Source organism: Phyllobacterium chamaecytisi (genome assembly GCF_020164455.1).
Classification (GTDB): domain Bacteria; phylum Pseudomonadota; class Alphaproteobacteria; order Rhizobiales; family Rhizobiaceae; genus Phyllobacterium; species Phyllobacterium chamaecytisi.
Genome location: NZ_JAIQWW010000008.1, coordinates 61,072 through 82,919, shown reverse-complemented (window position 1 = coordinate 82,919; position 21,848 = coordinate 61,072). Strand labels below are relative to the sequence as shown.

Annotated in this window: 20 protein-coding genes and 1 pseudogene; 7 read left to right on the top strand and 14 right to left on the bottom strand. The window is 57.9% G+C overall.

Going from position 1 to position 21,848, the window contains the following annotated elements; translation table 11 throughout:
- Window positions 1–24 precede the first annotated feature (24 nt).
- The 5 genes from LB462_RS14230 to LB462_RS14210 form a co-directional block, all read right to left on the bottom strand.
- The gene (locus tag LB462_RS14230; protein WP_224508928.1) at window positions 25–768 is read right to left on the bottom strand and encodes a M14 family metallopeptidase; all 744 of its coding nucleotides are present in this window, start codon (window positions 766–768) and stop codon (window positions 25–27) included.
- A gap of 200 nt (window positions 769–968) precedes the next feature.
- Window positions 969–1,814 carry a carbohydrate ABC transporter permease gene (locus LB462_RS14225; RefSeq protein WP_224508926.1) on the bottom strand — a complete coding sequence of 282 codons (846 nt, stop codon included), beginning with the start codon at window positions 1,812–1,814 and terminating at the stop codon, window positions 969–971.
- Window positions 1,811–2,767, bottom strand: a complete 957-nt coding sequence (locus LB462_RS14220) for a carbohydrate ABC transporter permease (protein ID WP_224508924.1) — start codon at window positions 2,765–2,767, stop codon at window positions 1,811–1,813. Before LB462_RS14220 ends, LB462_RS14225 begins: the two co-directional genes overlap by 4 nt.
- Window positions 2,764–3,939 (bottom strand): ABC transporter ATP-binding protein, encoded by a 1,176-nt coding sequence (locus tag LB462_RS14215; RefSeq protein WP_224508922.1) that lies wholly within the window; start codon window positions 3,937–3,939, stop codon window positions 2,764–2,766. Before LB462_RS14215 ends, LB462_RS14220 begins: the two co-directional genes overlap by 4 nt.
- A gap of 109 nt (window positions 3,940–4,048) precedes the next feature.
- On the bottom strand, window positions 4,049–4,273 hold the full coding sequence (locus LB462_RS14210) for an HIT family protein (protein ID WP_224509333.1): 225 nt from the start codon (window positions 4,271–4,273) through the stop codon (window positions 4,049–4,051).
- A gap of 4 nt (window positions 4,274–4,277) precedes the next feature.
- Between LB462_RS14210 and LB462_RS14205 the strand changes: the two are divergent.
- The 5 genes and pseudogenes from LB462_RS14205 to LB462_RS31760 all read left to right on the top strand — a co-directional run.
- Window positions 4,278–4,574 (top strand): annotated as a pseudogene (locus LB462_RS14205) (phosphonate C-P lyase system protein PhnL); the annotation flags it as partial.
- A complete protein-coding gene (locus LB462_RS14200; RefSeq protein WP_224508920.1) occupies window positions 4,574–5,281 on the top strand; it encodes a DUF1045 domain-containing protein in 708 nt (235 codons plus the stop codon). The pseudogene LB462_RS14205 and the gene LB462_RS14200, both read left to right, overlap by 1 nt.
- Complete coding sequence (phnN, locus tag LB462_RS14195) at window positions 5,281–5,883, top strand: phosphonate metabolism protein/1,5-bisphosphokinase (PRPP-forming) PhnN (RefSeq protein ID WP_224508918.1); 603 nt, start codon at window positions 5,281–5,283, stop codon at window positions 5,881–5,883. The genes LB462_RS14200 and phnN overlap by 1 nt, the downstream gene beginning before the upstream one ends.
- Window positions 5,884–6,026: 143 nt before the next feature.
- Window positions 6,027–6,392 carry a Tn3 family transposase gene (locus LB462_RS14190; protein WP_255626584.1) on the top strand — a complete coding sequence of 122 codons (366 nt, stop codon included), beginning with the start codon at window positions 6,027–6,029 and terminating at the stop codon, window positions 6,390–6,392.
- Window positions 6,353–6,577, top strand: coding sequence for a Tn3 family transposase (locus tag LB462_RS31760; RefSeq protein WP_444358703.1), 225 nt, complete (start codon window positions 6,353–6,355; stop codon window positions 6,575–6,577). The genes LB462_RS14190 and LB462_RS31760 overlap by 40 nt, the downstream gene beginning before the upstream one ends.
- An 89-nt stretch (window positions 6,578–6,666) precedes the next feature.
- Here LB462_RS31760 and LB462_RS14185 read toward each other — a convergent pair whose 3' ends face one another.
- From LB462_RS14185 to LB462_RS14155, 6 genes are all read right to left on the bottom strand, one after another.
- Complete coding sequence (locus LB462_RS14185) at window positions 6,667–7,602, bottom strand: ABC transporter substrate-binding protein (protein ID WP_224508916.1); 936 nt, start codon at window positions 7,600–7,602, stop codon at window positions 6,667–6,669.
- Between the two features lie 156 nt (window positions 7,603–7,758).
- Entirely contained in the window at window positions 7,759–9,576 is a 1,818-nt protein-coding gene (locus tag LB462_RS31330; protein ID WP_304610446.1) for an amino acid ABC transporter permease/ATP-binding protein, read from the bottom strand.
- A gap of 227 nt (window positions 9,577–9,803) precedes the next feature.
- Window positions 9,804–10,346 carry a GNAT family N-acetyltransferase gene (locus tag LB462_RS14170; RefSeq protein ID WP_224508914.1) on the bottom strand — a complete coding sequence of 181 codons (543 nt, stop codon included), beginning with the start codon at window positions 10,344–10,346 and terminating at the stop codon, window positions 9,804–9,806.
- Window positions 10,347–10,370: 24 nt separating this feature from the next.
- On the bottom strand, window positions 10,371–11,552 hold the full coding sequence (locus LB462_RS14165) for a M20 aminoacylase family protein (protein ID WP_224508912.1): 1,182 nt from the start codon (window positions 11,550–11,552) through the stop codon (window positions 10,371–10,373).
- 2 nt (window positions 11,553–11,554) lie between these two features.
- Window positions 11,555–12,910 (bottom strand): LLM class flavin-dependent oxidoreductase, encoded by a 1,356-nt coding sequence (locus tag LB462_RS14160; protein WP_224508910.1) that lies wholly within the window; start codon window positions 12,908–12,910, stop codon window positions 11,555–11,557.
- A gap of 14 nt (window positions 12,911–12,924) precedes the next feature.
- Window positions 12,925–13,929 carry an LLM class flavin-dependent oxidoreductase gene (locus LB462_RS14155; RefSeq protein ID WP_224508907.1) on the bottom strand — a complete coding sequence of 335 codons (1,005 nt, stop codon included), beginning with the start codon at window positions 13,927–13,929 and terminating at the stop codon, window positions 12,925–12,927.
- A gap of 676 nt (window positions 13,930–14,605) precedes the next feature.
- Between LB462_RS14155 and LB462_RS14150 the strand changes: the two genes are divergently transcribed.
- Together LB462_RS14150 and LB462_RS14145 are read left to right on the top strand one after the other, a co-directional pair.
- Entirely contained in the window at window positions 14,606–16,480 is a 1,875-nt protein-coding gene (locus LB462_RS14150) for an ABC transporter ATP-binding protein (RefSeq protein WP_370637162.1), read from the top strand.
- Complete coding sequence (locus LB462_RS14145; protein WP_224508904.1) at window positions 16,477–18,378, top strand: ABC transporter ATP-binding protein; 1,902 nt, start codon at window positions 16,477–16,479, stop codon at window positions 18,376–18,378. Before LB462_RS14150 ends, LB462_RS14145 begins: the two co-directional genes overlap by 4 nt.
- Before the next feature lie 552 nt (window positions 18,379–18,930).
- Here the strand turns inward: LB462_RS14145 and LB462_RS14140 are convergent.
- The 3 genes from LB462_RS14140 to LB462_RS14130 form a co-directional block, all read right to left on the bottom strand.
- On the bottom strand, window positions 18,931–19,338 hold the full coding sequence (locus LB462_RS14140; RefSeq protein ID WP_370637160.1) for a cytidylyltransferase domain-containing protein: 408 nt from the start codon (window positions 19,336–19,338) through the stop codon (window positions 18,931–18,933).
- A gap of 112 nt (window positions 19,339–19,450) precedes the next feature.
- Window positions 19,451–20,953: an alkaline phosphatase family protein gene (locus tag LB462_RS14135; protein WP_224508902.1), complete on the bottom strand. Its 1,503-nt coding sequence runs from the start codon at window positions 20,951–20,953 to the stop codon at window positions 19,451–19,453.
- A 9-nt stretch (window positions 20,954–20,962) separates the two neighbouring features.
- Entirely contained in the window at window positions 20,963–21,847 is an 885-nt protein-coding gene (locus tag LB462_RS14130) for an ABC transporter permease (RefSeq protein WP_224508900.1), read from the bottom strand.
- Between the last annotated feature and the right edge of the window lies 1 nt (window position 21,848).

The window sequence follows — 21,848 nt, the reverse complement described above, 5'->3', positions numbered from 1 at the left end:
CTTCGATCGAATGCAGAAGCCCGGCTAATTGATCTTTCGAGACACTGTCACCGACTCGAACCCGCGGTTCGAACAGACCGCCCGCTGGCGAGAAAACGGTTGAACTGACCGGCAGTCGACGCAGGAAGGCAACGTCTGAAGCAGCCTCTGGGGGGCGTCACAGAGGACACCAACGCGGTGCAGTAGGCGCATGAGGCCTTTGTGTGCCTCATCGAGCGTCGGTACGTCCACGGTCCCGCCACCGATCTCGGCTGAGATATTCATGACCCCGGCACGGTCGCATGCCCCGAGAAGGCTCGAAGAGGAGTAGTCCTCCTCGTCAACGAAAAACGCTACTGGAAGCCCTAGCGCCTTGGTGAGTTCGATAACGCGGCTACGCCTGTCGCCGCTAACGGCCCCGGAAATCATTGCCGAGGAGAAATAATTGACGTGTCGACCACCGCCGTGAATGTCTACAACGAGTTCCGCTCGCGACATCAGCACCGTCTCGATGAAGTGCGCGACGCACTCGGTTGCTGTGCCTTTTTCTTTGCCGGGAAACACGGTGTTGAGGTTTCCGTTGTCAGCCGGAGAAAACCGCTGGCCCACCCTGACTGCCTCTGCATTCGCTGCAGGAAGTACGATCAACTGTCCACAAAGACTTTCGACCTCGACCGTGTCGAGCAATCGTCTTGCTAGGAACTGCCCCTCATATTCATCTCCATGGCAGCCACCTATAACCACGACGCAGGGGCCGTCCCCGTTGCGGATGGAACTGATGGGTATCATGGAGCATCCGAACGGCGATAGCTCAGTGGTCCTCTTTACGTTGAGATAGCCATCGTGGCGGCCATCCACATCCAGGTCAATGTTCAATCTAAAAGTGGAATTCATGGGTTCTAACAAGTCCTTGAGAAAAAGAGTGAAGGCTCAAACCGCGAAATCAGCGACGATTTTCTCGTTAAACCGTCGCAAGTTCATTTCGAGGCTCACTTCACCGCGCCACCGGTCAGCCCTTCGACGAACCAGCGCTGGGCGGAAAGGAAGGCGATGATGAGTGGGAGGACGACGATGGTGGATGCGGCCATGAGCGGCCCGTAATCGTTGCCGGCCTCTTCGTTCTTGAAGGCCATGATGCCGAGTGGCGGCGGCATCAGCGACTGGTCGCGAACGGCGATCAGCGGCCAGAACAGGCTGTTCCAGTGGCCGACGACCGAGAAGATGCCAAAGGCGATGATCGCCGGCAGCGCCATTGGCACCATGATCTTCCAGACGATGGAAAGTTCCGATAGCCCGTCGAGCCGGGCGGCATGGATGACGTCGTCGGGGATGGTCTTGAAGAACTGGCGGAACAGGAAGATGCCAAAGGGCGAGACGACATAGGGGACGATCAGCGCCGCATAGGTGTTGAGAATGCCGATCTGATAACCGAGGATGAACAGCGGCAAAGCCAGGACCTCATGCGGCAGGAGCAGCGCGATCAGCACCATGGCGAAGAGCAGGTTCTTGCCGGGGAAGTCGAGCTTGGCGAGTGCATAGGCTGCCGGGGCGCAGATGAGGATCTGCAGGATAACGATCGAGGCGCAAACAAAGACACCGTTGAGCATATATTGCGGCAGCGGCGCCTCGGTCAGCGCCTTGGTGTAGTTCTCGATCCCGTAGAACTCATGCGGCCAGAAGGAAAAGGAGGCGCGAAAAATCTCGCCCGGCGGCTTGATCGACAGCGAGACCATCCAGACAAAGGGAATGAGGATCAGCGCGCCTGTGATCAGAAGGGCGGCATGGCGCATCACCGCCGACGAAGATGAGAGGCCCTGGGGGCTGTGCGTGCTCATTGGTAGTGAACCCTTTTGTCCAGGACGCGGGCCTGGATCAGCGTCAACGCCACGACGATGCAGAGAAAGACGACAGCGACGGCGGCGCCATACCCGGTGCGCAGGTACTGGAAGCTCTCGCGGTAAAGCGTAAAGAGCAGCATTTCGGAGGCGTGGCCGGGTCCGCCCTGCGTCAGGACCTGTACAGTATCGAAGGTCTCGAAGGCTCGAAGCGCCACGACGATGAAGACGAACATCGAGACCGGGCCGAGCATCGGCAACGTGACGGTTCTAAGCCGGTCGAACCACAGGTCGGCACCGTCGATGTCGGCGGCATCATAAAGGTCCTGGGGGATCGACTTCAGCCCGGCGAGGAACAGCACCATGGCGTAGCCGAGGTTTTGCCAGATGCCGATGACGGCCAGGACCGGCAGCACCGTCCCTTCGTCGCGCAGCCAATTGGCCGTTGGCAGGCCAAGGCTCGCCAATGTCTGGTTGACAAGGCCGATGGTCGGATGCAAGAGCGGCTCCCAGGCAATCGCCATGGCCGTCAGCGTTGCCATGAAGGGGAGGAAGTGGATGGCGCGGTAGAAGGCGCGGCACGACTTGCCGCTCTCGATCAAAAGCGCAATCACAAGCCCCAGGCTGATCGTGCCGGGCACGACGATGGCGACATAGACAATCGTGTTGACGAGCGAGGCGCGAAAGCCCTCATCGGCAAAAACCTCTTTGAAGTTGCCAAGGCCGACAAAGGCGAGGTCACTGGCGCCGAACTGCCAGTCGGTCAGCGCAATGGCGAAGACGGCAAAGACCGGCAGGAAGAACAGGGTGACGAGCAGGATGAGCGCCGGTCCGGCCAGCGACCATGCGGTAATGGTTTCGGCAAGCCGTTGGCGGCGCAGCGCCTTGCGGCCTCCGGCACTGTCGGTCGAAGAGGCGGCCGGCTCTGGTGCGGTCGAGGTGGCCAGGCTCATTGCGCGAGCTCCCTCATCCGCAATACGGTTCCATTACGATGGTTATGCGGACGAAGCCGTTTGCCGTCGGCGGCAAACAGCAAGAGCCGCTCCGGCTTGACGCCGAGATGCAGGGTCTGGCCTGTGAGGATCTGCGGTGCGCGTTCGGCCAGCAGCCGCGCGATGAGCGGATGCTCGGTTCCCGGAACATCGAGATGCACGAAAAGGTCAGAGCCCATATGCTCGACCAAGCGCACCGCGCCGGTCAGGATATTCGCGCCGCCGGCATCGACGAGATGGAAGGCTTCCGGACGGATGCCGAGCGTCAAGGCCGTGCCGTGCGCGACATTCGCGGCAACGGCAAAGCTGGTGCCGGCCGCATCGGCGAGGCCACCGTCGCGCAGCCTTGCCTCCAGCATGTTGATCTTCGGCGAGCCGATGAATTCGGCGACGCGCCGGTCGTCGGGATCAGCATAGATCTCCTGCGGCGGGGCGACCTGCAAGAGTTCGCCGTCGAGCATGACCGCCACCCGGTCCGACATGGTCATCGCCTCGGACTCGTCGTGGGTGACATAGACGAAGGTGACGCCGAGCCGGTTGTGCAGTTCCTTGATCTCGGCGCGCATCTGCACCCGAAGCATGGCGTCGAGATTGGAGAGCGGCTCGTCCATCAAAAAGACGGCCGGCTGGCGGACCATGGCGCGGCCGACGGCGACACGCTGACGCTGGCCGCCCGACAGCTGGCCGGGCTTTCGGGCGAGCAGATGACCGATGCCGAGCGCCTTGGCGGTGCGGGTGACGTCCCGTTCGATCTCGGCGGTCGTCGCAGTCGTTCCCGGCATGAACCGGCCGGCGAGCGGCAACCGCTGCCAGGAAGACAGCCGGCGCATGCGCAAGGGCAAGGCCATGTTGTCCTGCACCGTCATATGCGGGTAAAGCGCATAGGACTGGAACACCATCGCTACATCGCGCCGCTTCGGCCGCACGCCGTCCACAACCCGCTCGCCGATCGCCACCGACCCGCCGGTCTGTAGCTCAAGGCCGGCCAATATCCGCAAAAGCGTCGACTTCCCGCAGCCCGACGCCCCCAGCAGGGTCAGGAATTCACCGTCGGCGATTGACAACGACACGTCGCGCAGGACGGGCGTCGCGCCAAAGGACTTCGAAATCTGTTTTATAAATATCTTGTTCATTTCTGTGATCCTTGGGAACGCTGAACCGCCTCGTCTGATCACGCCTAGTAGGCAAGACAGCAGCCGACGCTGCTTTGGTGACGATCAAAGGCTCGTTTTTCGGACTGATTTAATCGAACGAGACGGGAAACTGATCTCGCTCGGAGAGTTTCGTAAGAACGTCGCGAAGCGTGGCTTTCACCTCTGAAAACTCTTCCTTGGGGAGGAAATACGACTCGATCATTTTACGATCCAGCGTCCAGATCGAGTCCTCCGGGAGCGGATCTGTGCCGTAACGTGGAACGATGTTCCAGTGCACGTGGGCAAAAGAATTACCAAAAAATGCGACATTCATTTTCTTGGCGCCGAATGCGAGTTGCACCGCCTCTGAGCAGCAGCGCGTCAACATCGCCCGCGGCTTCATAGTCGACTACCCGATCCTGCTGCTGGACGAGCCGACTGCATCACTTGACGCCGTAAACCGGGCGACCGTCATCGATCTGATCAATGAGGCCAAGGCGCGCGGCTCCGCGGTCGTGGGTATTTTCCACGACGAGGAAGTCCGCAATGCTGTTGCCGACAGGCTGTTTGAGGTCGGAAATGCCTCGACGAGCGACGCGCTGCCTCAGTGGGCGGAGCGGAAGGTCGCGGTCTGATGCCGGAACCGTTCACATCCCGCTATGCAATCTACTACACCCCGGCACCGGAACATCCGTTGACGGTCGCAGCAAGGACGTGGCTTGGGCGCGACGCATTCGCGCCCGGTACGGGCGCCTCTGATGCCGAAGAGGCCGCTTTCATATCCGAGCCTCGGCGCTATGGGTTCCATGCAACCATCAAGGCGCCGTTTCGGCTGAAGGAAGGAACCTCCGTCGAAGCGCTTGAGCGGTCTCTGCGCGGCTTTGCCGCAAAGACGCCAGGCTGCCCGATCGGCCCCATGCGGATCGACCTGTTGGGCGGCTTCTTCGCTCTCGTTCCGGTCCACCCTTGGCCAACGCTGCGGGGCCTCGCGTCGCGCGTCGTTGAGGAGTTCGATCAGTTCCGGGCACCGATAGATGGACACGACCTCAAGCGGCGCATGAGCTGTCATCTCGACGACGTCGAGATGACCAATCTCGTCAGTTGGGGTTACCCTTATGTCTCCGACCGGTTCCGCTTTCATATGACCTTGACCAACTGCATCCCGGAAAAACAGCGCGCGGAAGTGCGGGCCCGCCTGGAGGAGATCTTCGAGCCGTATCTGTCCGAAGACTATTCGATTGATGCCCTGTCGCTGTTCGTGCAGGAACACCGCAATGCCGATTTCGTTGTTCGCTCGCAGTTCGCGCTAAAGGCCGGAGCCACTGTCAGGGCGGCGGTGTGATGCCCGTGGAATCGCCTGGCCGTCTTATTCTTCTCGTCGGCCCCAGCGGCGCGGGGAAAGACACCCTCCTCGACTATGCGCGCGACCAGCTTCGGGCGGATCCGCGCATTCATTTCGTGCGCCGCATTGTCAGCCGGCCGGCCGGTGCTGGCGAGGACCACGAAGCTGTCGATCAGGAAAATTTCAAACAGCGAGTTCTCGATGGCCACTTCGCCTTGCACTGGCAGGCGCATGACCTTTCCTATGGCATCCCCTCACAAATCAACGTGTGGCTGGAACGCGGCGATGTCGTGGTGGCCAATGGCTCCCGCGCCATTCTGTCGGAAGCGCGGCGACGATACTCGCAACTGCTCGTGGTCAACGTCACCGCGCCAATGGAGGTATTGGCGAAGCGCTTGGTCGAACGGGGACGCGAAAATCAGGAAAGCATCCGGCGGCGCTTGATCCGGGGCGACCAACATCCGGTCGAAGGTATTGATATTGTGCAAATCGACAACTCCGGTCTGCCGGAGATTGCCGCAGATTTCTTCCTTGCCGTGCTCACCGCGCAAGTTGGCGAGACCCTGCGAGGAGCCGTCCGAGACGAAGGCGCACCATATTGAGTTTCGCCATGTGCGCTATTTCCTGGTCGCAGCCGAGCCCAGAACCAGCTGGGTATCCGCCGCGAGCGCGTTTCTCGTACAACACGTACCTAATATTGTGATACGCATCCCAATGATGCGCTTGTGTAACCTTCACAAGCTGCATGGCCATTACTGACCGACAACAATCTTGCGCTCCTTACCGACATCCTGGCAAACGGCATCAACTCTCGTTCTCACCAGAATGGCGGACGTTTCACCGGTATATAATATATCAGCTTCCTTCGCACGACTGGCATATTCGCAAGAAAGGTTCCCGGTCGCGCACTCTTGTCAACGCCCAGAGGCAATTGCCTCTGGCAAGCTTGTGGGGCGATCAAACAACGTCATCCTCCGACGGCCAGTATTTTCCGGCGGGCGGCCACGCCGAGGCGATCGGCGATCTCAACGCCCGCTATGATCCGACCCAGGAGCCAAATTCTATCACTTCATATCCGACCGGTACGGCGCTTTCTACATCATTGCTATGAATGCCAATGCGAGCGAGACCATCTACGTTTTTGATGGACTTCTCTACCATGGCAGCAATCTTGCCATCGAAACCCACCCTGTCGACCGGGCGGGCCTCCGGCATGAGCTTCATTCTCTGCATCTCGTCGGTTTCCTAAAGGACTGGTCGTCGGCCAGGTCCGGCCCCAAAATCAGATACGAATAAAGCCTCGCTTCAGGTGCCGCAGCACACTGTTCTTAATATGAAAAGCCGCGTCCAAATCTTGGGCGCGGCTTCTCCCGAGCAAACGAAAATCAGCTGTTCGGCAGTCCGGGAGGGTTGGTTGCAGCCTTGTCAATTGCCTCGGAACCGAGATTCCAGCGGTCGAGAACCTGCTTATATTTCCCGTTGGCGATGAGTTCATTGAGCGCTTCGGTAATGCCGTCGGCGGCACCGCTTCCCTTCCGCGTTGTCACGGCAACCTCCGCCGTGATCGGCCAGCCGCCGCTCACCGTGCCGACGAGCCTGGTCCTGCCATTGATCTTCGCTTTGTAGGCCTGGGTCGCATTTACGCTGAAAACTGCATCGGCACGTCCAGATTCAATAGCGAGGTATTTGACCGCCTCGTCATCGTAATATTGCACCTCGATCGGCTTCAAGCCATTGCCGACATTCTGCTTGTCCCAGGCAAGCAGGATTTTCTCTTGGTTTGTGCCCGGATCCGTGATCACTTTTAGACCGGCGATATCCTTTGGCTCCTTGATCGACTTGATGGGGCCATCGGCTTTGACGTAGAAGCCGAGCTCGTCCTTGCGATAGGTTGAGAAATCGAATTTCTCCTTGCGCTGCTCGGTGACCGTCACATTGGAAATGACGGCATCGAACTTCCCGGATTGCAAGCCAAGCGGCCAATCGGCCCAGGCGACTGGAACGAGAACAAGTTCGCGCCCGAGGCTATCTGCGACCAGTTGTGCGAGATCGACATCATATCCAACCACCGTCGTCGCATCTGTTGCATAGGTGCTGAGTGGAGGATTCCCCGGGTTCAGACCAATGGTGAGCTTGCCATCGCTGATAAACTTGAAGTCTTTCGAAACGGCCTCGATCGCCTTTTCGCTTTTCTCCGCCCGGACACGATCCTTTTGCTGAGGACTTAGGTCGAAATCATCGCTTGCCGTGTATCCCAGCCCCGCAGTGGCGGCAATTAAACCGCCGGCGATTGCCGATATCAGTGCTATTCTCTTTGTCATGCTTGGCCCCTTTTCAAAAGTATTGGGTGTTGGGTTGACGTCTGGTGGTCGTTTCCAGCCAAGTTCCGGCGCAATAGGTTCGACGAAGCCGGAAAGAATCTGTAGGTATTCGTGCGGCTGGAATTCGTATGGGAGCTCAAGGCGCAGCTCCCTTGCTCAGAGAACTTTGGCCAGAAACTCGGCAGTCCGGGTGTTTGCGGGACGGTTCAGGATCTGATCGGGTGAGCCTGTTTCAATGATCTTCCCGGCATCCATGAAGATGACAGTGTCGGCAACTTCGCGGGCAAAACCGATTTCATGTGTCACTATGATCAGTGTCGTGCCGGAGCGCGCGAGCTCCTTGATGACATCCAGAACCTCGCCGACGAGCTCGGGATCGAGTGCCGATGTCGGCTCGTCAAACAACAGTACTTTGGGACGAAGCGCGAGCGCTCGTGCAATGGCAACACGCTGTTGCTGGCCGCCGGAAAGCTGCCGGGGATAGGTGTTGATCTTGTCGCCGAGGCCGACACGGGCAAGCAGGTCGCGTGCAAGGTTGATGGCTTCAGGACGGCTCAGCCGCTTCAGCGAAACCGGCGCTTCTATGATATTCTCAAGCACAGTCAGATGAGGAAAGAGATTGAAACTCTGGAACACCATCCCGACTTCGGCGCGGCGCTTCAGGATGTCTTTCTCCTTCAGCTCATAAAGTGTCCTGCCACTCTTGCGGTATCCGACCAGCTCACCGTCGACAGTGATAAAACCATCATCCACCCGCTCAAGATGGTTGATCGTACGCAGGAGGGTGGATTTGCCCGAGCCTGATGGACCGAGAATTGCCGTGACACTTCCGGCTTTGATATCGAGACGGATATTGTCCAGAACCTTCAATTGTCCAAAGCTTTTTGACACGCCGTGGATTTTCACCGATCCCGGTGCGCGCCATTGCCCGAATGTCTCCCTTTGCGTGCCGGTCTTCGGTAGTGGCGGAAGCTGGCCGTGCGAATTGACCAGAGACGGAGGCGCGATTTGCGGCCGCGCCAGGATCGGTGCACCGAACAGACGGCGCAGCGTAGGGCCAAACAGCGAGACCGGCGCATTGCGCAGCGCGCCTTTGGCAAAATATCGCTCGATATAATATTGCCCGACGGAAAGGACCGTCATGATGATCAGGTACCAGACGGTCGCGACCATGAGCAACGGCACAACTTCAAGGTTACGGCGATAGATCACTTGCACCGTATAGAAGAGTTCCGGCAGGGCGAGCACGTAGACCATGGACGTGCCCTTGGCCAGACTGATGATCTCGTTGAACCCTGTCGGCAAGATGGTGCGCATCGCCTGAGGAAGGACGATCCGGAAGGCCTGCCGCCTGCGTGGGAGACCGAGAGCCGCCGCTGCCTCGAGTTGACCCGGGTCGACCGACAGGATCCCACCCCGGATGATTTCCGAAGAGAAGGCGGCCTGGTTAAGGCTGAGTCCTATCAGGGCTGCCGCAAAGGGGCTCAAGATCGATATCGTCGGATATTCGGCGAAGAGAATATCCGTGTAGGGAACACCGATCCGGACGGTCGCGTAAAGGTAGCCGAGGTTATTGAGTATTAATAGCAGGACGATGAGTGGGATGGAGCGAAGCAGCCAGATATAGGCCCAGGAAAGCCCGCCCAGCAGTGGCGATTTCGAAACCCGGGCCAGAGCCAGAGCCGTGCCAAGCGCGAAGCCAAGCACCGTCGCCAAGGCGGTCAGAAGAAGGGTTCGGGCGAGGCCAGCCAAGACGGGCGCAGCAAAAAACCACTCGGCAAAAACGCCCCAGCCCCACTTCGGGTTAGTGAGTATAGACTGCAAGGTGACGAAAGCGACGAATGCTGCAAAAAGTGTTCCGAAGAAACGCGCAGGGTACTTTGCCTTGACAATCCTGTAGTGCGTGTAATCCTCACTTCCGCTGGAAGATTGCGGCAGAGAATGAGCATCGGAATAATCTGTCGCAATCGCCATGTTGTTGGATCCTCTTCGCAATACGTGTCATCGAGCTATCCCGGATTGGCCTGATACTTTCCGGGTATAATTTTACTCGACTGATTTAGTAGTGTTTAGAAGAAACAGTCAAAGATAGATGCTGCGTATCATGGGGTTTATCGGAAGCATTGTTGCAAAAATTGCTGCTTCTTGAGTATTAAATCCCATGGCGTGTTTGGCGTCAGGATTGCGGTATTTTGCTCCATTCAAGCCGCATGTGTTGAAAGCTTACCGGCTTCTCCGGCCTGCGATGACGTTTGGGCTGCAAGGTTACTGATGTCTTTTTCGAAGGCCAGATGGCCATAGACTTCCGGATCAACATCGACGTCAAAGAGCGCGGTATACCCCGAACGCAGATAGAGCTGGGTCGCCTCCGGCTGCCTGAATCCGGTGGTCAGATAAATGCGCGAATATCCTTGGCGTGCTGCCTGCGCCTCCAGCTCATAGACAACCTTCCGTGCGAGTCCCTGCTGGCGCAAATCAGCATGGGTCCAGATGCGCTTCAGTTCGGCTGTTCGCTCATCATAGCGCTTGAACGCGCCGCCGCCGATGGTCAATCCGTCACGCAACAGCAGGAGGAATGAACCGTGTGGCGGCGCAAAATATTCGGCTGGATAACGGCTCAGTTCATTGCGTGCCGGTTCGCCGAAGTAGTTGCCGTAACGGCTTTCGTATTCTTCAACCAACGCCTCGATAAGGGGGCGTGCCCTTTCGTCATGGGGAATGGTGTAGACGAAAACATCAGTCATGATTGTCTCGTTTCCTTTCACAATTCAGGATGGATTCTTGGCAAGATATTCTTCTGCCAGCTTGACCCAGTAGCGGGACGCCGGGGCGATGATCTCGTCATTGAAGTCATAACGCGGGCTGTGCAGTGGCGCGCTGTCGCCATTGCCTATGAAGAGGTAGCTGCCAGGCAACTCTTCCAGCATGAAGGCGAAATCCTCGCTTGCGGAAATCGGCCGGAAATTGCTCTCAACTCTCTCTTCGCCAAAGTGGGTGACGGCGACCTGACGTGCGAATTCCGTCTCGTCAGAGTGGTTGACAAGCACCGGATAGCCTCTCGGATAGTCGATTTCGGCGGTCGCTCCATAGCTCTCAGCCTGTGCCTTGGACAGGTTCGTGATGCGGTGTTTGATCTTTTCACGCACTTCTTCGCGAAAGGTCCGGACCGTCAGCTCGAGTTCGACACTATTGGGAATGACGTTCGGCGCGATGCCCGCATGGATTGTACCGACAGTAATCACCGCCGCGTCCAAAGGGTCGATGTTGCGTGCGACGATGCTCTGCAACGCCATGATCAGGGAAGCGCTGGCGACAACCGGATCGACCGTTTCCTGCGGACGCGCTCCGTGACCGCCCTTCCCCACGATACGGATCGTCACCTTGTCAACCGATGCCATGGCGGGACCTGCAATGAAACCGAATTGCCCCGTTGCTACGCCCGGCCAGTTGTGCAGGCCAAACACGGCGTCGCAGGGGAAACGCTCAAACAGGCCATCCCGTATCATGCGGAGAGCACCAGCGCCTCCCTCTTCCGCCGGCTGGAAGATGAGGTTGAGAGTGCCGGTGAAATCTCGCGTGTCGGCGAGATAGCGGGCGCTGTTCAAAAGGATGGTTGTATGGCCGTCATGACCGCAGGCGTGCATCTGGCCCGGGGTGCTGCTGGCATAGGAAAGGCCGGTCGTTTCAGTGATCGGCAGTGCATCCATATCCGCGCGAATGCCAAGGCGTTTTGAACCGTCACCGTTGCGCAACGTACCAACCACGCCAGTACCGCCAATCCCAGTGGCAACGTCATATCCCCAGGAGCTGAGCTTGTCGGCGACGATCTGGCTGGTGCGATGTTCATCGTAGCCGAGCTCAGGGTGGACATGAAGGTCGCGTCGAAGTGCGATCGCCTCGTCGAGAAATCGATAAAGGCCCGCCGCCACCTTGTCCGGATGATGCGTCATCGCTAGACAGTCACCTGTTCTGCAAGTGAATTGATGCCCAATGCGCTCTTTCCGGCATAGCGGCTTTCCCGGAACGGAAGTCCGAGATTTTCGCGCAAGGTCGCTCCCGGCAGGACAGAACGGTGGTAGCCGCGGCTTTCGAGAATGGGCAGCACGTCACGCACGAACTCGTCGAGCCCTGCCGCGAGAATCTGGAAACCGAGGATGAAGCCATCCGCAGCGTCATTGTCGATCCAGCGGATCAGTTCCTCGGCGATCTTTTCCGGCGTGCCGGTGAAGGAATTGCGGGGTGTCGTGACCTCAAGCGCCACCTCACGCAAGGTCTGCCCCTTCGCCTTCGCGTCACGTTTTATGCGATCGGTGGTGGAGCGGAAATTGTTCTTGCCTATGTCGCCGAGTTCCGGAAACGGCGCGTCGAGCGGATAGGCACTGAAATCATGATGATCGAAGAAACGCCCCAGATAAGCCAGCGCCTCGTCGATTGTAACCAGATCGCGGATTTCGCGGTATTTCGCATCGGCGTCTTCTTCCGTTGCGCCAACGATAGGCGAGATGCCCGGGAAAATCAGGACTTCATCGGGGTTGCGGCCATGCGCGTTCACGCTTTCCTTGATGCGGCGGTAGAAGATCTGTGCGTCCTCAATCGGCACAAGATTGGTGAAGACCACATCGGCGTGCTTGCCGGCCAGATCAATGCCATCATCCGAGGATCCAGCCTGGAAAACCACCGGCTGGCCCTGCGGCGAGCGGCCAATGTTGAGCGGTCCTTCTGAATTGAAGAACCGGCCATGGTGGTTCAGCTTGTGCAGTTTGGACTTGTCGAAGAATTGACCGGTGGCGCGGTCGCGAATAAAGGCATCGTCGTCCCATGAGTCCCAAAGGCCCTTGACCACGTCAAGATGCTCTTCCGCAATCTCGTAGCGAAGGGCATGGTCGGGATGATCGCGACCGTAGTTCTTGCCTGATCCTTCGAGCGGAGATGTCACGGCATTCCACCCGGCGCGTCCGTTGCTGATCTTGTCGATCGATCCGAACTGCCGTGCGACAGTGAACGGATCGCTGTAGGAAGTAGACAACGTGCCGACCAGGCCGAGTTTCGATGTCGTGGCGGCGAGCGCCGACAGGATCGCGATGGGTTCGAAACGGTTGAGAAAATGTGGAATGGACTTTTCATTTATATAGAGCCCATCCGCAATGAAGGCGAAGGCAATGCCGGCAGCTTCAGCCTTTTTGGCCTGTTCGACATAGAAGTTGAAGTTGACGCTCGCATCCGGCGGCGAGCTCGGATGCTTCCATGAGTTCATATGGCCGCCGGGGCCTTGCAGCATCACCCCGAACCGAACAGATTTTTTACTCATCTGATTTCTCCAAGTTACGCGGCGACCGCATATTGGGCCTGCGCCAGAAGTTCGATCGACGCGAGACGTCGCGCCGCATCGTTGATAGGTGTGTCGATGATGAATTCACTGATGCCGTAGCGCTCGTGCAGGTGTTCAAGGTCAGCGATGACCTTGCGTGCAGAACCGCGAATGACGTTGGGAATTTTCTTCTCAATGCGGTAATCGCGCGTTCCGGACTGCCGGGCATATTCCTTGGCCTGCTCGACACTGCCAACCGTCACGCTCTGCCCACCATTCACATGAACCTTGAAATGCTCAAGATCGCCCGCAAGCCGTTCTGCCTCAGCGTCCGTTTCCGCGGCCACCACACCGACAGCAAGAATTGGTCTGCCGTCAGGCGCTTTCTGCCTGTAGGCATCCAATGTCTGCCTCAAGACGTCTTCGTCCCCGTTGAGATGGCTGGCGAACACGAAGGACCATCCCTGCGCTGCGGCAAGTTCACCACTGTCGACACTCGCTCCAAGCAGGAAACGCTGGGCCGAAACAGCAGGCACCGGGGTAGCCTTCACGCCTGCTAGCGGATGAACCGATGACAGGGTATCGTCGAGAAATGCACTGAGCTGGGCGAGCTGGGCGCCAAAATCCAGCTTTTCAGGGCGGGCGAGCAGTCCTTGCAGCGCACGGGTCGAAAATGGCAAGCCGCCAGGTGCCTTCCCGACACCGAGATCAATCCGGTCAGGGGCAAGAGCTGCCAGGACATTGAAATTTTCCGCGACTTTGTAGGGGCTATAGTGTTGCAGCATCACCCCGCCGGAACCAATACGGATGCGTGATGTATTTGCCGCCAGAAAAGCGATCAACACCTCAGGTGACGAACTCGCAACGCCTGATGTATCGTGGTGCTCGGCAACCCAGAACCGGTGAAAACCCCATTTCTCGGCCCGTTTGGCGAGTGCCACCGTGCGTTTTAACGCAACACTCGCTGTTTCGCCGTCAAAAATCGGGCTCTTGTCGAGCAGACTGAGTGCATAACCCATTTTGAGAAATCGCCTCCGTAAGGGTGAAAGCGCTCAATCGCGATGGGATGAACGCCTCGTGTCAGAGGCACCCAGATTTTCCCGTATTGGGCTCATCGTCAAAGAAAGCCGTGCTAAAATTCTGACCAACCTCAGAAATAAATCACCCAAATTCAGGCCGCGAAAAACTTCACCCTGGAATGACGAAAGAAAACTTCTGAGTTTCTTTCCGTGCTGTGAACCACAGGAGCAGCGGACCACAGGCGTACATTTTATATAAATGCTCAGCCAACCCTGGAGTGGCGTTCCCTACCGAGACTAACGAGGCTCGGCAAGCCAAGATTGGCCCGAAAGCCCCATTGAATTGCAGGCCGCAGAATTGTTTGCGACAAGGCCCGAAAATTTGCAACGGAACCCGCTCTGGTCGTTTTGCCCATTTTCAACGTGCAGGACGTTCACAAGCGCGGCATTTATGTAGTGCTCGAAAACGGACAATATGCTTGGCGAGATTAATAATGCCTTCGAAAGGGTTCGCAGCAGTATGTTCTGAAAGAGGCAGGTTTTTATTGTCTACAGGTTAGCGTTTCCCTTGAATTAGGACCAGGAATCGGCGAAGTTTCATCCGTAATCATACACCTTGCACAACGGCCCTGATCTGCGGCCAATGTTTGCACAATCAGTTGGTCTGGAAAATACCGTGAGCAGCGATGCGTTAAAGCGTGCGGCGAATCATTCCGATTCGTTGGCGCACGTGAATGCAGCAGGCTGGGGTCGAGGTCTCTTCACCCTGGTGCGAATTACCCACATGACACTTCGTCATCCCTGGCAGACAACATTTGCCATCGGCGCCACCTTAATCGCCGCCAGCTTGCAACTGATGATCCCGCAGTTGCTCGGCCATGCCGTCGATCAGACGCAAACGGCCATGGCGGGCGGTGCAGCTGGCAAGATTGCCGAAACTGCGCTGCTGATGACGGCGCTCATCCTTTTGGCCGTCAGCATCCTGCGCGGCCTTTTCACAATGATACAGAACTATTACAGCGAGGCGGTCGGCCACCATATGGGCTATGAGCTGCGTCTTGCCTGCTACGAAAAGATCCAGCAGCTCAGCTTCAGCTTCCACGACAGCGTCCATTCCGGCGATCTCATCACCATCGGCATGCTCGACCTTGAGGGCGTTCGCATGTATTTCTCGACGGCTCTGGTGCGCACGATTCTGCTCACCATGCTGATTGGCCTCGGCGCTTATATGCTTTTGTCCACCGACCTGGTGCTAGGTCTGGTGGCCCTAAGCTTCGTGCCCTTTGTCGCCTGGCGGTCTTCAGTGACGCAGTTGCGGCTGCGCGCCACCTGGCTGGAACTGCAAGAACGGCTTTCTGTGCTGACCCGGGTGATGGAGGAAAATCTCAGCGGTATCCGCGTCGTGCGTGCTTTCGCCTCTCAAACCTATGAGCTGTTGAAGTTCGATAAAGCCTCGCATAGCGCACTTGAACTCGCGCATAAACGTGTCGGCATTCGCGTAACCAACACCAGCGCGATGACGCTCTCCTTTTTCGCCGCCATGGGCCTGGTGCTCTGGGTCGGCGGCAGCAAGGTGATTGCTGGTGAAATTACAGTTGGTACGCTTACATCGTTCCTCACATTCATGACTATCTTGCAGATGCCGGTGCGCCAGCTCGGCCTTATGGTCAATTCCTATGCCCGCGCCTCTACCTGCGGAACGCGGCTTTTCGCCCTGCTTGATCTCGACATTGCCGTCAAGGATGCACCGGACGCCAAGGACCTAAAGATCTCCGAAGGCTTGCTGCGCTTTGAAGATGTGGGTTTCGCCTATCCGCAGGTGGCGGGCCGTCCGGTGCTGCAGCATCTGAGCTTCGAAGCCCGGCGCGGCGAGACCATCGGCATCGTCGGACCACCCGGGAGCGGTAAATCCACCATTGCCCACCTCATTCCGCGTTTTTATGATGTAACCAACGGCCGGATAACCATCGACGGTCAGGATATCCGCGACGCGACGCTGCGTTCGCTGCGCCAGGCCGTCGCTGTGGTGCAGCAGGACGCCTTCCTCTTCACCACGACGATCGAGAACAACATTGCCTATGGTGATCCTTGGGCAAAGGAGCCACGCATCGAACGTGCGAGCGAATCGGCGCAGCTGCACAATTATGTGCTGGGCCTGCCGATGGGTTACGACACCGTCGTTGGCGAGCGCGGCGTGTCGCTATCCGGCGGCCAACGGCAGCGGCTTTCGATCGCACGGACGCTCATGCTCAGGCCCGCTGTTATGGTGTTCGATGACTCCACCGCAGCGATCGACGCCGGCACCGAGCAGCGCATCCGTATAGCCATGCGCCGCTATGCCAAGGATCGCGTCACCATCGTCATCGCGCATCGCCTGAGTTCACTGATGCATGCCGACCAGATCCTTTTTGTCGAGGACGGTCAGATCGTTGAACGCGGCACCCACGAAAACCTGCTCGCGGCAGGTGGACGCTACAGAGCCCTCTACGATCTGCAGGTTCGGCCGGGTGACACCGTTCCTGTGGCGGTGAAGAAGGACGTACAGGCATGACCGAGGAGATTGAAACCGAACGCAATGACGTACGCGAAGATGGCCGTCGCCCTCCCCGCGCGGTCGTTGGATCGCACCGCATCGAAGAGGAAATGTTCGGCAAGGTATTCGATGGCAACATCGTCGGGCGTATCTGGACCTTCGTCAGACCCTACAAGGCGCAAATGCTCATCGCGGTCTTTGCGGTTCTGACATTCACGGCTACGCAATTGATGATCCCGCTGATCATTCGCTATGCCATCGATCACGGCATTGCGACCGATGGCGCCAATAATGCTGTGCTCCTCCACTCTATCATAGCCTTTGCGATTGCCATCCTCATCAATTTCGCTGCCAGCTACGTGCAGGAAACGATCGTCGGCCGCGTTGCAGAAGACGTGCTCTTCGACATCCGCCGTGCCATGTTCTCGCACCTGCAACGGGTCTCGCTGTCCTTCATGGACAAGACCGAAGTTGGCCGGCTGATGTCGCGGCTGCAGGGCGATGTGAATTCGATGCAGGAGTTCCTCGAGACATCCGTCTTGTCGGTCGGCGATATCACGCTGCTCTTCGGCATTGTCGGCGTGATGCTATATCTCGATTTCCGGCTGGGCCTTATGACCCTGGCCGTGCTTCCTGTGTTGTTCATCGTTCGCATTTATTGGCTCCCGCGGGCGCGTGTAGCGTTCGTGGCAGCGCACGAGACCAATTCGGTGACCAACGGCGCCTTGGCTGAAGCCATCCATGGCGTGCGCGCAGTGCAGAGCATGGACCGCCAAAGCATCAATTTCACACTTTATGATGACAAGGCCCATGCCAATTTGAAGGCGCATTTGACAGCGGCAAAATATGCACAGGTCATGGTGCCCATCGTCGATTCACTTACCGGCGTCGCCATGGCCCTCGTCATCGTCGTCGGCGGATCACGGGTGCTCAATCAAGAGCTGGACGTCGGCGTTATGGTCGCATTCCTCTTCTATATTCAGCGCTTCTTCGACCCGATCCGTTCGTTGACCTTGCAATATTCGGTTATGCAGCGTGCCATGGCCTCGGGTCAGCGCCTGACCGAAGTGCTGGATGTACCAGTCGATATCACGGATGCACCGAACGCAAGGAGCCTGACTGCTGACATGGACGGATCGGTGGAATTCCGCGATGTCGTTTTCGGCTATGATCCAAAACATCCTGTGCTTAAGAACATCAGCTTCAAGGTCAAGCCAGGCGAGACCGTAGCTCTGGTTGGGCCGACAGGGTCTGGGAAATCAAGCGCCATGGCACTGGTCCACCGTTTCTACGACACCCAGCACGGTCAGGTGCTGGTTGGCGGCCATGATGTGCGCGAACTCACGCAGGATTCCCTTGGCCAGCAGATCGCGATGGTCCTGCAGGAACCGTTCCTGTTCACCGGCTCCGTCTTCGAGAACATTCGCTATCACAAGAGCGAGGCGACTTTCGAGGATGTCGTCGAAGCGGCAAAGGCCGTCGGTGCACATGATTTCATTATGACGTTGAGCGAGGGCTACGATACCGAACTTGGTGAACGCGGCGGAAACCTCTCTCTCGGTCAGCGGCAGCTCATCAGCTTTGCCAGGGCGCTGGTAGCAGATGCAAAAATCCTCGTTCTCGATGAGGCCACGGCCAACATCGACAGCTATACCGAGATGCTGATCCAAAAGGCACTCGTCAAGCTGCTGGAAAACCGCACGGGGCTGGTCATCGCCCACCGTCTCGCGACCATCCGCGAGGCTGATCGTATTATCGTGCTGCAGAACGGGCAGTTGATCGAGATGGGAAACCACGACCAGCTGATGGCAAATGGCAAGCTTTACGCCAAGCTGTACAATCTCAATTATTCGTCATTCGACGATATACCGGATCAGGAATTGCAAGCGGCCACACCCGGCGAATCCCACACATAATTTGTGTATACGGTACTCGACGTTCAGCGCCAACTGTATCAGTGGAGTAAGGCGAAACCCGACGATCGGTGGCGGGACACTGTGGGGCTGGCCGACAGACTCGCGCAGGTTGCGTCATGCTTGGCATCGCGTGCCTCCAATAAGGGCGGTCGCACGGCTGGGGTCGACGGGATGATCGTGGGAGACATCCGGAAAAGGGGGAACAATGTTTTCTCGACAGACTTCAGTCTGAGTTGCGCTCTTGCGGATACCAAGCCCGGCTAGGCGCACAAGCTCATCCCCAGAGCCGGTAACCCTCGCCAATTCCAATCTCACAACAACCAAGCATCCAGGCCTTACCGATCAATAGAGCGCGGCGCCCAAACCTTTGATCGCGTCATGGATGAAATTCCTGTGAAGCCTTCAGACGATATAGTGGCCGTCGAGCGTCGCGTAATACAAGCTCCTCATTAAGACGATAGGTCGAATAGCAACTGGTGAGCTAACTTTGCCCGACTTGTCGCAAAAAACTTAGCAGAGCTTGTCAAAACTCATCAGCGCCATCGATCACGACTATCGAGCAAGAAGGGTTCGTGCCCGATCCAAGTCAGCCAACGTATCGACGCCCAACGGTTCGGTCTGAATAACCGCTGCATCGATCCGCATGCCAGCTTCGATGGCGCGGAGCTGCTCCAGGCTCTCCCGCTGTTCCAGTATGCCGCGTGGTAGGTGGACATACCGGGCAAGAGCCTCCCGCCGATAGGTATACATGCCAACATGGTGATAGTGTTTGCCGGTGCCCGCAGGAATTGCAGCACGGCTAAAGCACAGGGCTCGCCCGATTGTCTCACCCGGATGGATCGCCAGAGCTATCTTCACGACTTGGGGTGCGAGAAGTTCCAGAGGGTCCTCAATCTCTGTGGCAAGGGTCGCGATCGCACAATCTGCCTCTCGCGCCAAAGGCGTCAACGTAGGCCGCACCGTCGCATGCTCATTGCCAAAGCGAAAGAATTTACTTGCATTCCCGGAGGTGTCCACACACGGGAATTACCGAAACCCGCAGCCGGACTGGCCATCAACCGTCAGAAGCGCGTCAAATCATACCTTTAGCTTCAACCCATCCTGAATCGACGTATGTCGTGCCGCGGACATGCAGATGGCGCAAAAACTGCCTGTATCCGCGAGTTCCTGCTTCTCGGATGGTCTCCTTGAACGCGATTAGCTCAGCGGTTTGTGACGACGAGAATGCCTCGTCCAGCACACGCCCCTGCATCTCTTCGGGTCGAACAAGGCCGATCAACTCGAGAATTGTTGGTGCAACATCACAAATACCGGACGGCGTATCGGAAACCGCGTCGGATTTGAAAGCCTCGCCCGCCAGAATGCAGACGGCTTGCATTTCCTTTGGATGGAGCCCGCCATGAACGCCAAGCCCAATCGGCCCATCACTACTCCAGGTGCGACCGATAAGACCAAAAGGATCAATCTCGTCATCGGCCCTATAGGAAAACAGGATATCAGCCACGCGCGCGTGTTCCATGTTGACAAGGCTGCGCGCAAAGCTACCCGGTGCAATACCCTCTACTTCACTACGGCCGGTCGTGAAGATTGAACCACACCAGGGAGATTCGGTCATCGCCGCCACAACCCGACGGATGTTCTCCTCCGACGGATTGGCGAGATAGATCGCTCCCACCTGACCGGGGACAACCAACGCATCCACATCACGCGCAGGCGCCCATGCACTGCGAAAACCGGCGCTTTTCAGCACCTCGTGCACGTCCGCACGCTGATGGACACTGACGTGACCGTGATCCGAGACGGCGACGAGGTGCACTCCTTGTGCCCTTCCCTCGCTCTCGAACCAATCCAGCACTCGTCCAAACTCCCGGTCTGTCCAGGCGAGCGCCTGCAGTGTTCTTTCCTCCGCTGTGCCGCAATAATGAGAGGAAATGTCCGGTTCGCCAAACGAGAGGATCGCAACGTCGGGCGCGGTCTCCTTCCAGACGGCTTCAAGCAAAGCCGATGTCAAGAAGGTCTGAGCCTGCAAGTCGGGCGTGCCTTGCGGTGGCACGGGTGGCATCCGCCCAAAGCGGCGTTCGAAATCCTCCTGAAGCGTCTCCGGAGACCACACGGAAGGATAGTGCCCTGAAACGGTCAGATGGCCGAGTGCACGCGCCTTGTGATTGAACAGCCGCGTCGTGCCGGCGGAGTTGGAGGCCAGGACCGCAAGCGTCCGGCCATTGGCCGCAAGGACTTCTCCGAGCGATGTCGCACCGAACAACGTTCCCCCGCTCGCCTGATCCAGTTGTTCGATCAGCCTGTCATCTGACGTATCAGCGTAAAGCGATGGCAGGGTTGAGCGGTCGAGATAGGCATTGCCGACCATGCCGTGAAGCCCTGGCCAAGTCCCGGTCACAAGACTCGGCATCGCCGCCCTGGTTTCGCTCGGATAGACGGTTCGGTGCCGCGCGAGCGTCACGCCCTGGCGCTGCAGCTTGACGAGATTCGGTGTTGTGTCCGGACGGATAAGATCGGCGCGAAGGCCATCGAAGCTAACGAGCATAACGCGTCGGGAATCGGTCGAATGGGTCATAGATTTTTCTCACGAGATTGTCTTGTCGAGCCGGTCGCGCAACCAGTCGCCGACCAGCGAAATAGAAAGTGTCGTCATGGAGATGACTACCGCCGGCGCGACCAGGATCCAGGGCGCACGGGTCAGATAGTCGCGGCCGTAGCCGACCATATTGCCGAGCGAGGTAAGAGGCGGCTGCACGCCAAGGCCGAGGAAACTCAGACCGCTTTCCAGCAAGATGATGTCGGGGAAGGCCATCGTCATTGTCACGATGAGCGTTGAGGCGATATTCGGCAACACATGGCGCAAATAGAGGCGCCATGGACTGGCGCCGAGTTGACGCACCGCAGTGACATAACCCTGCGCACCGGCACTGATCGTCAACGCACGGGTAATACGGGCATAACGCTCCCATCCGTGCAGGCCAAGGAGGGCGACGAAGAGCGGCAGCGAATTGCCAAAAAACGCAAGCACTGCCAGCGCGAGGATGAGGAAGGGCATGCTCGCCTGGAAATCAACGCAGGCCAGAACAGCTTGCTCCACCCACCCGCGAAAATGCGCCGCAAGAAAACCAAGCGTGGTTCCGAGTACAGCCCCGATAAGCGTTGCGCCGAAAGCGATCAGAAGACTCATCCGGATCGAGATGACGAGACGTGCCAGGACATCGCGGCCGAGTTCATCAGAACCCAGCAGATGGGCGGGACTACCACCAAAGCCGATGGGCGGCTCCAACCGATGGCGAAGATCGAGTGCCGCAAAATCGTGGGCCGTGAGATAGTTTGCGAAGATACCGACGAGCAGCATCAGGCAAATCCAGGATAGTGCCAGCCTGACGGCCACGGGCATCGCCCAGTTCAAGCGTCGCTTGCTGCGCGCCTTTGGCGTCGTTCCCGTGCCAATGGAGAGATCAGACATT

Coding starts and splice junctions, on each gene's coding strand:
- LB462_RS14230 (WP_224508928.1), bottom strand. CDS start 768: ATGATACCCATCAGTTCCATCCGCAACGGGGACGGCCCCTGCGTCGTG.
- LB462_RS14225 (WP_224508926.1), bottom strand. CDS start 1,814: ATGAGCACGCACAGCCCCCAGGGCCTCTCATCTTCGTCGGCGGTGATG.
- LB462_RS14220 (WP_224508924.1), bottom strand. CDS start 2,767: ATGAGCCTGGCCACCTCGACCGCACCAGAGCCGGCCGCCTCTTCGACC.
- LB462_RS14215 (WP_224508922.1), bottom strand. CDS start 3,939: ATGAACAAGATATTTATAAAACAGATTTCGAAGTCCTTTGGCGCGACG.
- LB462_RS14210 (WP_224509333.1), bottom strand. CDS start 4,273: ATGAATGTCGCATTTTTTGGTAATTCTTTTGCCCACGTGCACTGGAAC.
- LB462_RS14200 (WP_224508920.1), top strand. CDS start 4,574: ATGCCGGAACCGTTCACATCCCGCTATGCAATCTACTACACCCCGGCA.
- phnN (WP_224508918.1), top strand. CDS start 5,281: ATGCCCGTGGAATCGCCTGGCCGTCTTATTCTTCTCGTCGGCCCCAGC.
- LB462_RS14190 (WP_255626584.1), top strand. CDS start 6,027: ATGGCCATTACTGACCGACAACAATCTTGCGCTCCTTACCGACATCCT.
- LB462_RS14185 (WP_224508916.1), bottom strand. CDS start 7,602: ATGACAAAGAGAATAGCACTGATATCGGCAATCGCCGGCGGTTTAATT.
- LB462_RS31330 (WP_304610446.1), bottom strand. CDS start 9,576: ATGGCGATTGCGACAGATTATTCCGATGCTCATTCTCTGCCGCAATCT.
- LB462_RS14170 (WP_224508914.1), bottom strand. CDS start 10,346: ATGACTGATGTTTTCGTCTACACCATTCCCCATGACGAAAGGGCACGC.
- LB462_RS14165 (WP_224508912.1), bottom strand. CDS start 11,552: ATGACGCATCATCCGGACAAGGTGGCGGCGGGCCTTTATCGATTTCTC.
- LB462_RS14160 (WP_224508910.1), bottom strand. CDS start 12,910: ATGAGTAAAAAATCTGTTCGGTTCGGGGTGATGCTGCAAGGCCCCGGC.
- LB462_RS14155 (WP_224508907.1), bottom strand. CDS start 13,929: ATGGGTTATGCACTCAGTCTGCTCGACAAGAGCCCGATTTTTGACGGC.
- LB462_RS14145 (WP_224508904.1), top strand. CDS start 16,477: ATGACCGAGGAGATTGAAACCGAACGCAATGACGTACGCGAAGATGGC.
- LB462_RS14135 (WP_224508902.1), bottom strand. CDS start 20,953: ATGACCCATTCGACCGATTCCCGACGCGTTATGCTCGTTAGCTTCGAT.
- LB462_RS14130 (WP_224508900.1), bottom strand. CDS start 21,847: ATGTCTGATCTCTCCATTGGCACGGGAACGACGCCAAAGGCGCGCAGC.